Here is a 14,624-nt window from a genome sequence, read left to right as displayed (position 1 = left end):
GGTGAAATCGGGTCCGAGTCGCGCCACCGCCTTCCCTAGACTTGCCCCCATGCTGCGCAGGATCGATCTGAGAGGGCTCGCGTCCTCTCCCGACTACCGCACCCTGGTGCCGCGCGCCGACTTCGACGTCGAGTCCGCGCTGCACGTGGTGCGGCCGATCTGCGACGACGTCCGCGACCGCGGGGTCGAGGCGATCCTGGAGTACTCCGCGAAGTTCGACGGGGTCCAGAACACCGAGATCGCGGTCCCGCGCGAGAAGCTGCGCACGGCCCTGGCCGAGCTCGACCCGGCGGTCCGCGCCGGCCTGGAGGAGTCGATCCGCCGGCTGCGGGCCACCTGCGAGGCCGAGCTGGAGAACGACGTGGTCACCGACCTCGGACCGGGCGCCCGGGTCACCCAGCGGATGGTCCCGGTGGACCGGGTCGGGCTCTACGTGCCCGGCGGCGTCGCGCCGCTGGTGTCCTCCGTGGTGATGAACGTGGTCCCGGCCCAGGTCGCCGGCGTCGGCTCGATCGCCCTGACCAGCTCTCCGCAGAAGGACTTCGGCGGTCTGCCGCACCCGACGGTCCTGGCGGCCTGCGAGCTGCTCGGCATCGAGGAGGTCTACGCCGTCGGGGGAGCCCAGGCGATCGCCATGCTCGCCTACGGTGCCGGACCGTGCCGCAAGGTCGACCTGGTCACCGGCCCGGGCAACATCTACACCGTCTCGGCCAAGCGCCTGCTCAAGGGCGTCGTCGGCATCGACTCCGAGGCCGGGCCCACCGAGATCGCGATCCTCGCCGACGACACCGCCGATGCGGCCTACGTGGCCGCCGACCTGATCAGCCAGGCCGAGCACGACCCGATGGCCGCCTCGGTGCTGGTCACCGACTCGCTTCGCCTGGCCGACGAGGTCGACGCCGAGCTCGACAAGCAGGTCGCCGTCACCCGGCACGTCGAGCGGATCCGCACGGCGCTGGCCGGCGAGCAGTCCGGGATCGTGCTCGTCGACGACGTGGAGCAGGGCCTGGACGTGGTCAACGCCTACGCCGCCGAGCACCTGGAGATCCACACGGCGGACGCCGCCGGAGTCGCCGGCCGGGTCCGCAACGCGGGAGCGGTCTTCGTCGGCGCGTTCGCCCCGGTCTCGCTGGGCGACTACTGCGCCGGCTCCAACCACGTGCTGCCGACGGCCGGGTGCGCCTGCCACTCCTCGGGGCTCTCGGTGCGTGCCTTCCTCAAGGCGGTGCACGTGATCGAGTACTCCGCCGAGGCGCTCGCCGAGGTCGCGGACCACGTGATGACGCTCGCCGACGCCGAGGACCTGCCGGGCCACGGGGCCGCCGTCCGCGTGCGGATCGAGCTCTTCGAGACGGTTGCTGCGCAACCTCCTCAGGAACCGTCGTGACCTGGCCGCCCCTGCGTGACGAGCTGCGGGGCGTCGAGCCGTACGGAGCTCCCCAGCTCGACGTGCCCGTCCAGCTCAACGTCAACGAGAACCCCTACGGGCCCTCCGCCGCGTGCATCGCCGACATCGCGACCGCGGTGGCGGAGGCCTCGGCGTCGCTGAACCGCTATCCGGACCGTGAGTTCACCGAGCTCCGGACCGGGCTGGCGGCCTACCTGAACACCGACGGCGGGAACGACCTCACGGCCGACCAGGTGTGGGCGGCCAACGGGTCCAACGAGGTCATGCTCCAGCTGCTCCAGGCGTTCGGAGGACCGGGCCGGGTGGCGGTCTCGTTCGCCCCGACGTACTCGATGTACCCGGAGTACGCCCGCGACTCGATGACCGGCTGGATCGCCGGCCGCCGGCGCGAGGACTTCAGCTTCGACCTCGACCACGCCCGCGACCTCCTGGCCGAGCACCGTCCGTCGGTCGTGCTGCTGCCCTCCCCGAACAACCCGACCGGAACGGCGCTGCCGCACGACGTGATCGGCACGCTGGCGACCCTGTGCGCCGAGCACGACGGCGTCCTCGTGATCGACGAGGCCTACGCCGAGTTTCGGCGCAGCGGCACCCCCTCGGCCCTGGAGCTCCTCGGCGAGCACCGCAATCTGGTCGTCACCCGCACGATGAGCAAGGCGTTCGCCCTGGCCGGGGCGCGGTTGGGGTACCTCGCTGCCTCCACCGAGCTGTGCGACGCGCTCCGGGTGGTCCGGCTGCCGTACCACCTCTCCGCGGTCACGCAGGCGACCGCGTCCGCGGCGCTGCGCCACGCACCGGAGCTGCTCGGGAACGTCGCGCTGCTGCGCGAGGAGCGCGACCGCACCGTGGCGTGGCTGCGCGAGCAGGGCCACCAGGTGGCTGACTCCGATGCGAACTTCGCCCTGTTCGGCACCTTCGCCGACCGGCACGCGGTCTGGCAGGGCCTGCTCGATCGCGGAGTGCTGATCCGGGAGACTGGACCCGAGGGCTGGTTGCGCGTCTCGATCGGTACGCCGGAAGAAATGAGTGCGTTCCGCGGCGCGCTGACCGCCACACTTGAGGCAGCACCCCCCACCGAGACAATGGCGAACGAGGAGCGAGCATGAGCACCCGTACTGCGCGGCTGGAGCGCGTGACCAAGGAGTCCAAGGTCACCGTCGAGCTCGACCTGGACGGCAGCGGCCGGACCGAGGTCTCGACCGGCGTCGGCTTCTACGACCACATGCTCACCGCGTTCGGTCGGCACGCCCTGTTCGACCTCCGGGTGATCACCGAGGGCGACACCCACATCGACGCCCACCACACGGTGGAGGACACCGCGATCGTGCTCGGTGACGCGCTGCTCCAGGCGCTCGGCGACAAGTCCGGGATCCGTCGCTTCGGCGACTCGCTGGTCCCGCTGGACGAGGCCCTGGTGCAGTGCGCCGTGGACGTCTCCGGCCGGCCCTACTGCGTCCACGTCGGTGAGCCCGAGGGGCAGCAGTTCGTGTCCATCGGTGACGCCTACCTGGGTTCGCTGACGCGGCACGTCTTCGAGACGCTCGCCCACCACGCCCAGATCGCGCTGCACGTGCGGGTGCTGTCCGGACGGGACCCGCACCACATCGTGGAGTCGCAGTTCAAGGCCGTGGCCCGCGCCCTGCGCGACGCCGTGGCTCTGGACCCGCGGGAGAGCGGCGTGCCGTCGACGAAGGGCACGCTCTGAACCCCAAGGTCACTGTCCTCGACTACGGCTCGGGGAACCTGCGGTCCGCCGTCCGCGCCCTCGAACGGGCCGGCGCGGAGGTCACCCTGACCGGTGACAAGACCGCAGCCCTCGAGGCCGACGGTCTCGTCGTACCCGGGGTCGGCGCGTACGCCGCCTGCATGGCCGGCCTGCTGGGGGTCAAGGGTCCGGAGATCATCGGGCGACGCCTCGCCGGAGGCCGTCCGGTGCTGGGCATCTGCGTGGGCATGCAGGTGCTCTTCGCGACCGGGGTCGAGCACGGCGTGACCACCGAGGGCTGCGACGAGTGGCCCGGGGTGGTCGAGCGCCTCCAGGCGCCGGTGGTCCCGCACATGGGCTGGAACACCGTGGAGGTGCCGCCGGGCACCGTGCTGTTCGATGGCGTCGAGTCCGAGCGGTTCTACTTCGTGCACTCCTACGGCGTTCGCGACTGGACCCTGGTCACCAACGACCGCACCGAGGCCCCCACGGTCGTCTGGGCCGAGACTGGATCCGTTCCCGGGGCAGGCGACCGTTTCGTGGCTGCCGTCGAGAACGGACCGCTGAGCGCGACCCAGTTCCACCCGGAGAAGTCCGGGGACGCCGGCGCCCGCCTGCTGCGCAACTGGGTCGGGTCCCTGTGAGGGCGGCTCTGTGAGGCACGCGTCATGAGCAAGGAACGCGCCCGCCGACGCGAGGTCCGCGAGGCCGAGGCCGCCGTCAAGGCCCAGGCCCGGGCCGAGGCTGACGCCAGGGCCGCGGACCAGCGCGCCCGCAAGGCCGCCCGGGACGCCCGGCTGCGTCGGCTCGGACTGAAGTCCGCCGGCCGTCCTACCGGCATCATCGCCGAGCGTCGCCGGTCCCGCGTCCGGGCGATCGTCGGCCTGCTGCTCTTCGCCCAGATCGTGGTCTGGCTGGTCCGCCCGGACTGGCAGGCCAGGTTCGGCGCCCTGGTCATCTCGGCCTTCGTCTTCCTCGTCGCTTCCGTCTTCGCCCTCTAGGAGTACCCGTGCCCCACCTCGAACTTCTGCCCGCCGTCGACATCGCCGACGGCCAGGCGGTGCAGCTCGTCCAGGGCGTCGCCGGCTCGGAGAAGCGGTTCGGTGACCCGATCGAGGCCGCGCTGCGCTGGCAGGACGCCGGAGCCGAGTGGCTGCACCTCGTCGACCTCGACGCTGCCTTCGGCCGGGGCAACAACCGCGAGCTACAGGCCCAGATCGTCGACCGCCTCGACATCAAGGTCGAGATGAGCGGGGGGATTCGCGACGACGAGTCGCTCGCCGCCGCGATGGCCACCGGCTGCCGCCGGGTCAACATCGGCACTGCAGCTCTGGAGCAGCCCGAGTGGTGCGCGCAGGCGATCGCGACGTACGGGGACCGGGTCGCCATCGGCCTCGACGTGCGTGGCACGACCCTGGCGGCGCGCGGGTGGACCCGCGAGGGCGGCGACCTGTACGAGGTGCTGGCCCGGCTCGACTCCGAGGGCTGCGCCCGCTACGTCGTCACCGACGTGAACAAGGACGGCATGCTCCAGGGCCCGAACCTGCAGCTGCTCAAGGACGTCTGCGCGGTCACCGACCGACCGGTGGTGGCCTCGGGCGGCATCACCGAGCTGCACGACCTCGAGGCACTGATGGACCTCGTCGACGTCGGCGTCGAGGGCGCCATCATCGGCACGGCCCTCTACGAGGGCCGGTTCAGCCTGGAGGACGCGCTGCACCTGACCTGGCCCGAGAGGTTCACCTCATGACCCTCGCGGTCCGGGTGATCCCGTGCCTGGACGTCGACGGCGGCCGGGTGGTGAAGGGCATCAACTTCCAGGAGCTGCGCGACGCCGGCGACCCGGTCGAGCTGGCCAAGGTCTACGACGCGGAGGGCGCTGACGAGCTCACCTTCCTCGACATCTCGGCCTCGCACGAGGGCCGGGCCACCACGATGGAGATCGTCTCGCGCACCGCCGAGCAGGTGTTCATCCCGCTCACCGTGGGCGGCGGCGTCGGCAGCGTCGAGGACGTCGACCGGCTGCTGCGCGCGGGTGCCGACAAGGTCGCGGTGAACACCGCGGCGCTCCGTCGTCCCGAGCTCGTGGCCGACATCGCCGACCGGTTCGGCAACCAGGTGCTGGTGCTCTCGGTGGACGCCCGCCGTGCCCCCGGCACCGACTCCGGCTTCGAGGTGACCACCCACGGCGGGCGGCAGTCGGCCGGGGTGGACGCGGTCGCCTGGGCCGTCAAGGCTGCCGAGCTGGGAGCAGGGGAGATCCTGCTCAACGCGATGGACGCCGACGGCACCCAGGACGGCTTCGACCTCGAGCTCATCCGGCTGGTGCGGGCCGCGGTCACCATCCCGGTGATCGCCAGCGGCGGAGCAGGAGCGCTGGAGCACTTCCCGCCCGCGGTCGACGCCGGCGCGGATGCCGTCCTCGCCGCCACCGTGTTCCACTTCGGCACGCTGCGGATCGGCGAGGTCAAGCAGACGCTGGCCACCTCGGGCCACCCGGTCCGCTAGGCGTCGGGGGTCCAGCAGAGCCCGTACCGCTGACCGGACTGCCACTGGTCGCGGGTCGGCCACTCGAAGGCCCAGCGCAGCTTCGAGCTCTTCGGCGAGAGCTTCGCGGCCACGGCGCGGCAGCGCGCGTCGGCCGTCCGGCCGGCCTTCGTGGACAGGTACGCCGTGCCGGCCGGCAGGGTGGTCGCCGCCCGGGCGCGCCAGGTGTGCCGGGCCGAGCAGAGCACCCGCTGGAAGTGCTTCGCGGCGGGGGAGGCGGTGCCGCAGGTGCCCCACCGGGACATCGCGCCCTGGGCGCGCAGCATCCCGTGGGTCTTGCGCGGCAGCGCCGCGAAGGTGCGAGGACCCGAGGAGATCACCAGGTCGCACCGGTACCAGAGCGCACCGCGGTCGGCCTGGGCCGTGGTCGGGTTGAACCAGACCGCCTGGATCCGGCTCAACCGCTGGTCCCGCAGCGACCCGCCGACGTGCGCGTCCACCGCACGGCGGCAGCGGTCGGCGATCTGGCGCTGCACCAGCGTCGAGTCCAGGGCGAGCAGGTGACCGTCGACGACGGGCTGCACGGTCCCGACCGCGACCGTGACTGCGGTGTGCCGGTGGCTGCAGGAGACAGCCGGCCGGCTGCTGGTCGCCTTGAGCGCCGAACGCACATCGAGCTGGTAGCACGAGCCGACCCGGGGTGCCTTCGGTGCCGCTGCAGCGGTCGTGGCCCCGGTCGCGCCGTTCGGTGCCGCGGACGTCCCGTCGCCCCCGTCGCCGCCGCTGCACCCGGTCGCGCTGAGGAGCACGGCCACCAGGAGACCGCCCAGGCGTCCCGGACGCATCACTTGCCCGTCCTCGCCCAGCAGATCGAGCGCCGGTTGCCCTCGGCCCAGCGGTCCTGCTTGAACCAGGTGAACCCGTACTCGTAGTCCGAGGGGTAGTGCAGCCAGCTGCGCACCGACTCCTGGCAGTAGCTCCGGGTCCGAGCCTCGATCACGTCGTCCCCGGGATAGGGGTCGTCCGGTGCACCGAGCTTGATCGTGGTCACCGCGCGCCAGGTGTGCTTCGCGGTGCACGGGACCTTCTTGCCGTGCGCGACGGTCGCGCCGTTCGCGCAGGCCAGCCAGGTGTCCGGGTCGCCCTTGCCGAGCAGGTCGCGGGCATCGGCCGGAAGGTCGACCAGGCGGCTCGCGCCGGCCGGACCACCGACCAGGTCGCAGCGGTACCAGCGCGCCCCGTTCGACCAGCCGCGCTGCGAGGGGCGGAACCAGGCCCAGCTCAGCCGGACCCGCAGGGCCAGGGACTCGTCGGCGCCGATGAAGTCGGCGAACGCCTTCTGGCAGGTGGTGAAGACGAAACGGTTGTGACGGGCATCGGCGTAGGACTGGCCGGTCCCGAACGGAAGCGTCCCGCTGGCGAAGGTGACCGCGGTGTGCGGCTGGGTGCACGCCACGACACGGGTCGCGTTGGTCTGGGTGTTCAGGTCGCTGGCGGTCAGGTTGCGGCACGCACCGACCTTCGGGGTCGCCTTGCGGTCGGAGTCGTTCTCGGACTGCAGCGGGTTGGCGCAGGCAGCCAGCGCCAGGCAGACGACCACCAGCGCGAGGTGGGCACGTCGGAGCACGGTCCCTCCTCAGCCGATCAGCAACGCCGCGATCGTACCGCCGAGCTCGTAGGCCGAGCCGAGGTGCGTCTCGCTGACGTCGCCGAGAGCCTCGAGCACGTCGTACCCCTGGCGCCAGCCGAGCGCTCCGGTCACCGACAGCACCGAGCGCACCGCACCGGTCGTGTCGTAGCGCCCGTGGACGTAGAGCCCGAACGGTCGGCCCTGGGTCGTCCCGCCGGCTGCGGGGTCGCCCGCACCGCTGGCGTCCAGGGCGCCGCCGATCTGCAGGAAGGTCGCGTCGAAGACGTGCTTGAGCGCTCCGGACATGGAGCCGAAGTTCGCGCTGGTGCCGAGCAGGTAGCCGTCCGCCTCCAGGATCGCGGTGTGGTCGGCCTCGCCACGCGCGAACGCCAGCGCCTCGAGCACGACGACCTCGACGCCCTCGATCGCGTCGTCGTTCGCCCCGGCGACGACCTGGTCGGTCAACGCCTGCAGCGAGGCGGTCGGGGAGTGATGGATCACCAGCAGCCGGGGCACCGGTCCACCCTAGAGCGCGACTCCCGAGGCACGAACCGACCGATGCCGCTATGCTGACACCGTCATGTTGATGCGCCAGCTCCTCCTTCGCTGCCGCAGCGAGGTCTGAACCAGTCGGACCCCCTCGCTGCGGAGTGTTCATGCGCGCCGGCTCCCACCACCAGCGAGAGACGAATCCATGACCAAGCAGATCCCCGGCATCCAGCTGAGCCGGACGCACAACACCCAGCACGACAGCGGCATGCCGTACGGGCGCTACCGCGCCTTCGAGCCCGTCACCGTGCCCGACCGGACCTGGCCCGACACGAAGATCACCCACGCCCCGCGGTGGCTCTCCACCGACCTGCGCGACGGCAACCAGGCGCTGATCGACCCGATGACGCCCGACCGCAAGATGCGGATGTTCGAGCTGCTCGTCCGGATGGGCTACAAGGAGATCGAGATCGGGTTCCCGGCGGCCAGCCAGACCGACTTCGACTTCGTCCGCCAGCTCGTCGAACGCGACTTGATCCCTGACGACGTACGGGTCTCGGTGCTGACCCAGGCCCGTGAGGACCTGATCGAGCGCACCGTCTCGTCGCTGGTGGGCGCGCCCAACGCAACGGTGCACCTGTACAACGCCACCGCGCCGCTGTTCCAGCGCGTCGTGTTCGGGGTCAGCGAGGCCGAGTGCATCGCGATCGCGACCCGCGGCACCGAGTGGGTGATGAAGTACGCCGAGCAGCTGCTGGACGGGACCCACTTCGGCTACCAGTACAGCCCGGAGATCTTCACCCAGACGCCGACCGACTTCGCGCTCGAGGTCTGCGAGCGGGTCTCGGACGTGTGGCAGCCGGAAGCGGGCCGGGAGATCATCCTGAACCTGCCCGCCACCGTCGAGATGTCCACGCCGAACACCTACGCCGACCAGATCGAGTACTTCGGCCGCAACCTGACCCGTCGCGAGCACTCGGCGATCAGCCTGCACCCGCACAACGACCGGGGCACCGCGGTGGCGGCCACCGAGCTCGCGCTGATGGCGGGCGCCGACCGCGTCGAGGGCTGCCTGTTCGGTCACGGCGAGCGCACCGGCAACGTCGACCTGGTGACCCTGGCGATGAACCTCTTCAGCCAGGGCATCGACCCGCAGATCGACCTCTCCGACATTGACGAGGTGCGCCGGACGGTCGAGTACTGCACGAACCTGCCGGTGCACCCGCGTCACCCGTACGCCGGCGACCTGGTCTACACGGCGTTCTCGGGCTCGCACCAGGACGCGATCAAGAAGGGTCTGGAGGACCTGGACCGGATCGCCGCCGAGCAGGGCGTACCGGTCGGCGAGATCCCGTGGGAGGCCCCGTACCTCCCGATCGACCCGAAGGACGTCGGTCGCACCTATGAGGCGGTCATCCGGGTCAACAGCCAGTCCGGCAAGGGCGGGGTGGCCTACATCCTGAAGTCCGAGCACAAGCTGGACCTGCCGCGTCGGCTCCAGATCGAGTTCAGCCGGGTGGTGCAGCAGGCCACCGACGACTCGGGCAAGGAGATGACCGGCGAGGACATCTGGGCCGCGTTCGGTGACGCCTACCTCCACCGGGAGACGCCGCTGCGATTGAACTCGGTGCACACCTCCTCGGCTGCGGGCGAGAAGGACCAGCTGACCGTCAACGTCTACGTGAACGGCGAGATCCAGGAGCTGCACGGCACCGGCAACGGCCCGATCGCGGCGTTCGTGGACGCGATCAACGGCCTGCCCGAGGACTTCGACGTCCGGGTGCTCGACTACAACGAGCACGCACTGTCCTCGGGCGGCGACGCCATCGCGGCGGCGTACGTGGAGTGTGCGGTCCGGGGCGAGATCCTCTGGGGTGTCGGCCTGGACGCCAACATCGTCACCGCCTCGCTCAAGGCCGTGATCTCGGCGGTCAACCGCGCCTGATCAGGCCAGCGGCAGCGTCACGGTGAACGTGGTTCCCTGACCGGGGTCGGACTGCACGTCGATCCGGCCCCGGTGGGACTCCACGATCGAGCGCACGATCGCCAGGCCGAGCCCGGTGCCCTGGATGGCGTCGGCGCGGACGTTGCTCGAGCGGAAGAACCGGACGAACACGTTCTCCAGCTCGTCAGCCGGGATCCCGATCCCGGTGTCGGTGATCGAGAGGAAGCAGCTGGTTCCGGCCTGCGGTCCGTACTCGACGAGGCCGACGTGGGTGCTGATCCTGCCGCCGTCGGGGGTGAACTTGATGGCGTTGGTGAGCAGGTTGGTGATCGCCCGCTCGAGGTAGCCGGCGTCGCCGAGGACCGTGACCGGGTCGGTCGGCAGGTCGGTGTGCACGGCCAGGTCCCGCCGGGCGAGCATCGGCGCGACCGAGGCGTAGCTGGCCATCACCACGTCGCGCAGGTCGACCGGCACGGCCTCGCCGTTCCCACCCGTGTTCTCGTGCGCGGCCAGCAGGAGCAGGTCGTTGGCCAGGGCGAGCAGCCGCTCGGAGTTGCGGTCGATGACCTCCAGCAGCTGGCGCTGCTGCGGGTTGAGCTCGCCGGCCAGGCCGTCCTCGAGCAGCTCGGTGCTGCCGATGATGCTGGCCAGCGGCGTGCGCAGCTCGTGGCTGACGGTGGAGACGAAGTCGTCCTTCGCGGTGTCGAGCGCCCGCAGGTTGTCCACGACGCTCTCCTCGCGGTCGAGCGCGCGCTGGAGCAGCTCCTGGTTGCGCCGCGTCTCGGTGACGTCGCGGGCGACGAACAGGTAGCCGATCGGTCGCCCTGCCGAGTCGGCGACGAGGCTGGTCGTGACCGAGACCTGCACGGTGAACCCGTCCGGCACCACCCAGGTCCAGTCGCTGGTGTGCGAGACGCCCTCGGCCGCGACCTCGGCGACGACCGCGGCGAACCCGTCGGTCTCGCCGTACTCCTCCATCCGGGCGGCGACCTCGGCCGGGTCGAGGAACTCCAGGAACCGGTGCTCGGTCCCGGTGCCGACGGGGATCCTGAGCATGGACTCCGCGCCGGCGTTGACCAGCGTGATCGCGCCGGTCCGGTCGGTGGTCACGATCGCCACGGTGGTGGCCGAGCGCAGCAGGTGCTGGAGCAGGTGGGTGCTGGCGCGCTCGCCGGTGACGTCGTTGATGGTGACGACCAGGTTGTACGCGCCGCGCACCGGGTTGCGGATCACGCCGGTGCTGTAGGTGACCAGGCGCTCGCCGCCGGAGGCGGTCAGCAGCACGCCCTCGCCGTGCTCGGCGAGCGCGTCCTGCCCGGTGTAGCGGCTCTGCACGTACTCCCAGTTCTGCCGGGGGAGCAGCTTGGCCCAGAAGGGAACTCCGACCAGGTCCTCCGCGGTGAAGCCGGTGAGCAGCGTGGTGGCCGGGTTGATCGACAGGATCGTGCCCTCCTCGTCGGTCACCACGATCGGGGTCGTGGAGGATTCCACCACGGCCTCGGTGCGCTGCTTCTCCAGGCGCGCAGCCGTGGTGGCGAGCTTCTGCTGCCGCACGGCGAGCGCGAGCGGGAGTCCGGTCAGCGCCAGGCAGATCAGGTAGAGCTGGGCCAGCTGGCTGCCCTTCTCGTCAGGATCCGCGAACGGTCCCCAGTCGGCGAGCGTGGCCGAGGTGACCAGGGCCGCCACGGCGAGCTGCTCGAAGGCCACCACCCGGGGGCCGAACGAGACCCCGGCCCAGATGAGGAACGGCAGCGGCGCGAACCCGACGGTCAGCCGCTGGTCCGGTCCGAACGCGACCAGGACCGATCCGAGCAGCAGCGCCCCCTGGACCACGAGCTGTCCGATCGGCAGCCGACCGCGCCGCGGCGGCAGCAGGCCGAGCGGCGCGAACATGATCACCGAGGCCCAGTGCGAGCTCGTGGTCGCGCCGAGGGTGTGCCAGAAGGGTCCGTCCAGCGTCGTCGCCGCGGTGATCGCGATGCCCAGCGCCGCCACCCCCGCGCCGACGGCGGAGATCACCAGCAACCAGCCGAGGTCGGAGACCGTCCGCATCTGCCGGCCCATCCGCCAGCGGATGGCGTTGGCCACGATGAAGGTCTCCACGCCGTCGGAGAGCGCGAGCAGCGCCGCCGAGTCCAGGGGACGACCGCCGATCAGGTTCGCCAGCAGGTACATCGCGGTCAGGCCCAGCAGCATCGGGGTCCAGATCCGGGCCGGGACCAGCAGCATCGCGACCACGCCGACACCGGCAGCGGGCCACCAGGCCGCCGTCACCTGGGCGTGGTGCGTGATGGCGATCCCCAGCAGACCTGCGGCCAGCGTCGCGGCCAGTGCGAGGGCTGCGAGCGGTGCCGGCCTCTGCGCCGGTGCTGCAAGGGATCGGCCAAGGCGCTCCACACGCTGATTCTGCCGTAAGGACAGGTCCCGCCGTGGCAGTCTGGACGCATGACGCTCGTCTCCGAACGCATCGGCCAGCTCTTCGTCGACGACTTCCGGATCGAGTTCACCGAGTACGGCGGGGGCTCGAGCTGGGTCGTGCTGGTCCCGGGCCAGCTGATGCCGCGACGGATGCACGAGCCGCTGGCGCGCAAGCTCGCCGCGACCGGGGCTCACGTCGTCACCATCGACCTGCTCGGGCACGGACGCTCGGACCGCCCCGCGGACCCGCTGCTCTACTCCAGCACCGCCTTCGCCGAGCAGGTCGTCGCCCTGCTGGACCACCTCGGCGCGGAGCGAGCGGTGATCGGCGGCACCTCGCTGGGCGCGAACGTCGCGCTCGAGGTCGCGGTCGCGGCGCCCGAGCGGGTGCAGGGACTGCTGCTCGAGGCGCCTGTGCTGGAGAACGCCGTCGAGGCGGGTCTGCTCACCTCGACCCCGCTGCTGTTCGCCTCCCGGTTCCTGCCGGCCTCGGTCACCGGGGTCCGGCTGCTCACCCGGCTGGTCCCGCGCGGCGTCGTCCCCTTCTGGGTCGGCATCGCGCTCGACACCCTGCACCAGCGTCCGGCCGCGATGCGCGCCACCTTGCACGGCCTGGCCTTCGGCCGGACGGCGCCGCCCGCCTCCGAGCGAGCAGCGGTCGACGTACCGGCGCTGGTGGTCGGGCACCCGGGTGACCCGCTGCACCCGGTGGCCGACGCGCAGATGGTGGCCGAGGAGCTGACCGCGTCGCAGTACGTGGCCGCGCGCAGCGCCCTGGAGTGGCGGACCCGGCCGGAGAGGTTGGACGCGGCCGCGTTCGCGTTCGTCCAGGAGTGCTTCGAGTCGAGGACGGGGCGCCTGCTCGGAGCGTCGTCGTAGCCGATGCGATCCCGTTCGGCCTTCATCCGTGGCATCCAGCAGCTGCTGGGGCGCGAGCATGCCGACCCCCGGGTCGCGCAGTACCTGTTCGCGCTCCCGGTGGCGCTCGACGTCGCGTTCGTGCACTGGCACGGTGACGCTTCGCTGAGCCGGACGTACCTGGGCGGTCTCGCACTGATCGCGGTGGTGACCGTCGTCGGGATCTTCATCGGCCGTGGACTGGCGCCCGAGCGCTGGAGCCTGCTGGTGCCGACCCTCGACATCGTCGCGCTCGGGGCGCTGCGCACCGAGCCTGACAGCACGGCCGCAGTGATCCTGGCCCTCCCGGCGATCTGGATCGGGCTCCAGTTCGGCCGCCGCGGGGTCGCCGCGGGGACCGCTGCCGTGGTTGCCGGGTTCGTGCTGCCGATGGTCGTGCGCGACGAGAGCACCGACACGATCGCCCGCACCTCCCAGCAGATCGTGCTCGCCGCGATCTGCGCGCTGGTGGTCACCGTGACCGCGGAGATGTGGCAGAACAAGGTCGCCGAGGCGGCGGACGCCCAGCGGATGCTCGAGCGGGCGGTCGGTGACAGCGCGGACCAGCGCCGGTTCAACGAGGCGATCCTGAACTCGGTCGACGTCGGTCTGCTCGCCCTGGACGGCGAGGGCCGGGTGCACTCGGTGAACCCGCGCTACCAGCGCTTCCTGGACGGCGTCGGCGCGGACGGCTCGCTGGACCGGGTCGGGCGCACCTTCGGACCGGACGGCTTCACCGAGCTGGCTTCCGAGGAGCTGCCCACCTGGCGGGCGATGCACGGTGAGACCCTCCGCGACTACCTGATCTGGGTCGGCGCCGACCTGGCCGACCGCAAGGCGTTCGCGGTCTCGGTCTCCCCGTTCTTCACGCCCGAAGGCACCTTCGACGGAGCCGTGCTGGCGTACCACGACATCACCGAGCTGATGACCGCCGCACGGCTGAAGGACGAGTTCGTGGCCACAGTCAGCCACGAGCTGCGCACCCCGCTGACCTCGATCGTCGGGTACGTCGACGTGCTGCTCGAGGACGTCCCGGCGATCCCGCCCGAAGCACGCCCGTTCCTCCAGACCGTGCAGCGCAACGCCCGCCGTCTGCACCGCCTCGTCGACGACCTGCTCTCCGACGCTCTGAAGCTGGGCCGGGCCGAGGTGCACCTGGGCCGGATCTCGTTGGCCGCGGTGGTCCGGGCCTCGGCGATCGAGGCGGAGAAGTCGGCGCGAGCGGCCGGACTTGAGTTCGACGTCGAGATCGGCCGGGCGGTGCTCGAGGTCCAGGGCGACAGCGAGCGCCTGGCCCAGGTCGTCGACAACATCTTCAACAACGCCATCAAGTTCACCCCGACCGGCGGTGCGATCACCGGCTACGTCAAGCGCCAGGGCCGCGACGCGGTCGTGCGGATCAGCGACACCGGTCGCGGTATCCCGCAGGACGAGCTGGACGACGTGTTCACCAAGTTCTTCCGCTCGCCGGGCGTCCAGGTCGACGCGATCCCGGGTACCGGCCTCGGGCTCGCGATCTCCAAGACCATCATCGAGGCACACGGCGGGAGCATCGACCTGTCCAGCACCGTGGGCGAGGGCACCACCCTCGAGATCCGGCTGCCGCTGGCCGGGCCGCGCGTCGCGCGCCCTGCGTAACCGGCCT

General features: G+C 71.4%; 14 protein-coding genes. 10 read left to right on the top strand and 4 right to left on the bottom strand.

Annotated elements, in window-relative coordinates:
* Window positions 1-49 precede the first annotated feature (49 nt).
* Genes hisD through hisF form a run of 7 tightly spaced genes read left to right on the top strand, consistent with a single transcriptional unit; the run spans window position 50 to window position 5,621 of the window.
* Window positions 50-1,387, top strand: coding sequence for a histidinol dehydrogenase (hisD, locus tag EFL95_RS12140; protein ID WP_123234209.1), 1,338 nt, complete (start codon window positions 50-52; stop codon window positions 1,385-1,387).
* On the top strand, window positions 1,384-2,514 hold the full coding sequence (locus tag EFL95_RS12135; protein ID WP_123234208.1) for a histidinol-phosphate transaminase: 1,131 nt from the start codon (window positions 1,384-1,386) through the stop codon (window positions 2,512-2,514). The genes hisD and EFL95_RS12135 overlap by 4 nt, the downstream gene beginning before the upstream one ends.
* Window positions 2,511-3,113, top strand: a complete 603-nt coding sequence (hisB, locus tag EFL95_RS12130; RefSeq protein WP_123234207.1) for an imidazoleglycerol-phosphate dehydratase HisB — start codon at window positions 2,511-2,513, stop codon at window positions 3,111-3,113. The genes EFL95_RS12135 and hisB overlap by 4 nt, the downstream gene beginning before the upstream one ends.
* Window positions 3,110-3,757: an imidazole glycerol phosphate synthase subunit HisH gene (gene hisH / locus EFL95_RS12125; protein WP_123234206.1), complete on the top strand. Its 648-nt coding sequence runs from the start codon at window positions 3,110-3,112 to the stop codon at window positions 3,755-3,757. Before hisB ends, hisH begins: the two co-directional genes overlap by 4 nt.
* Window positions 3,758-3,781: 24 nt before the next feature.
* Complete coding sequence (locus EFL95_RS12120; protein WP_123234205.1) at window positions 3,782-4,114, top strand: hypothetical protein; 333 nt, start codon at window positions 3,782-3,784, stop codon at window positions 4,112-4,114.
* Between the two features lie 8 nt (window positions 4,115-4,122).
* Window positions 4,123-4,863, top strand: coding sequence for a bifunctional 1-(5-phosphoribosyl)-5-((5-phosphoribosylamino)methylideneamino)imidazole-4-carboxamide isomerase/phosphoribosylanthranilate isomerase PriA (gene priA / locus EFL95_RS12115; RefSeq protein WP_123234204.1), 741 nt, complete (start codon window positions 4,123-4,125; stop codon window positions 4,861-4,863).
* Window positions 4,860-5,621: an imidazole glycerol phosphate synthase subunit HisF gene (hisF, locus tag EFL95_RS12110; protein WP_123234203.1), complete on the top strand. Its 762-nt coding sequence runs from the start codon at window positions 4,860-4,862 to the stop codon at window positions 5,619-5,621. Before priA ends, hisF begins: the two co-directional genes overlap by 4 nt.
* Here the strand turns inward: hisF and EFL95_RS12105 are convergent.
* From EFL95_RS12105 to EFL95_RS12095, 3 genes are read right to left on the bottom strand one after another with little or no spacing between them, the layout of a single operon-like run.
* Complete coding sequence (locus EFL95_RS12105) at window positions 5,618-6,445, bottom strand: septum formation family protein (protein ID WP_148045038.1); 828 nt, start codon at window positions 6,443-6,445, stop codon at window positions 5,618-5,620. The two genes, hisF and EFL95_RS12105, sit on opposite strands and share 4 nt — an antisense overlap.
* Window positions 6,445-7,227 (bottom strand): septum formation family protein, encoded by a 783-nt coding sequence (locus tag EFL95_RS12100; RefSeq protein WP_123234201.1) that lies wholly within the window; start codon window positions 7,225-7,227, stop codon window positions 6,445-6,447. Before EFL95_RS12100 ends, EFL95_RS12105 begins: the two co-directional genes overlap by 1 nt.
* A 9-nt stretch (window positions 7,228-7,236) precedes the next feature.
* On the bottom strand, window positions 7,237-7,746 hold the full coding sequence (locus EFL95_RS12095; protein ID WP_123234200.1) for a flavodoxin family protein: 510 nt from the start codon (window positions 7,744-7,746) through the stop codon (window positions 7,237-7,239).
* Between the two features lie 178 nt (window positions 7,747-7,924).
* On the opposite strand from EFL95_RS12095, the gene leuA reads away from it, so the two are divergent.
* Window positions 7,925-9,664, top strand: a complete 1,740-nt coding sequence (leuA, locus tag EFL95_RS12090) for a 2-isopropylmalate synthase (RefSeq protein ID WP_123234199.1) — start codon at window positions 7,925-7,927, stop codon at window positions 9,662-9,664.
* On the opposite strand, the gene EFL95_RS12085 is transcribed toward leuA, so the two are convergent.
* On the bottom strand, window positions 9,665-12,061 hold the full coding sequence (locus EFL95_RS12085; RefSeq protein WP_183407139.1) for an ATP-binding protein: 2,397 nt from the start codon (window positions 12,059-12,061) through the stop codon (window positions 9,665-9,667).
* 48 nt (window positions 12,062-12,109) lie between these two features.
* On the opposite strand from EFL95_RS12085, the gene EFL95_RS12080 reads away from it, so the two are divergent.
* Both EFL95_RS12080 and EFL95_RS12075 read left to right on the top strand, forming a co-directional pair.
* Window positions 12,110-12,961 (top strand): alpha/beta fold hydrolase, encoded by an 852-nt coding sequence (locus EFL95_RS12080; protein ID WP_123234197.1) that lies wholly within the window; start codon window positions 12,110-12,112, stop codon window positions 12,959-12,961.
* A 3-nt stretch (window positions 12,962-12,964) separates the two neighbouring features.
* The gene (locus EFL95_RS12075) at window positions 12,965-14,617 is read left to right on the top strand and encodes a sensor histidine kinase (RefSeq protein ID WP_123234196.1); all 1,653 of its coding nucleotides are present in this window, start codon (window positions 12,965-12,967) and stop codon (window positions 14,615-14,617) included.
* Window positions 14,618-14,624 lie beyond the last annotated feature (7 nt).

Source organism: Nocardioides marmorisolisilvae, assembly GCF_003725775.1.
Lineage (GTDB): Bacteria > Actinomycetota > Actinomycetes > Propionibacteriales > Nocardioidaceae > Marmoricola > Marmoricola marmorisolisilvae.
Note: the sequence above shows the minus strand (reverse complement) of the source record. Positions and strands in the feature narration are given on the sequence as shown.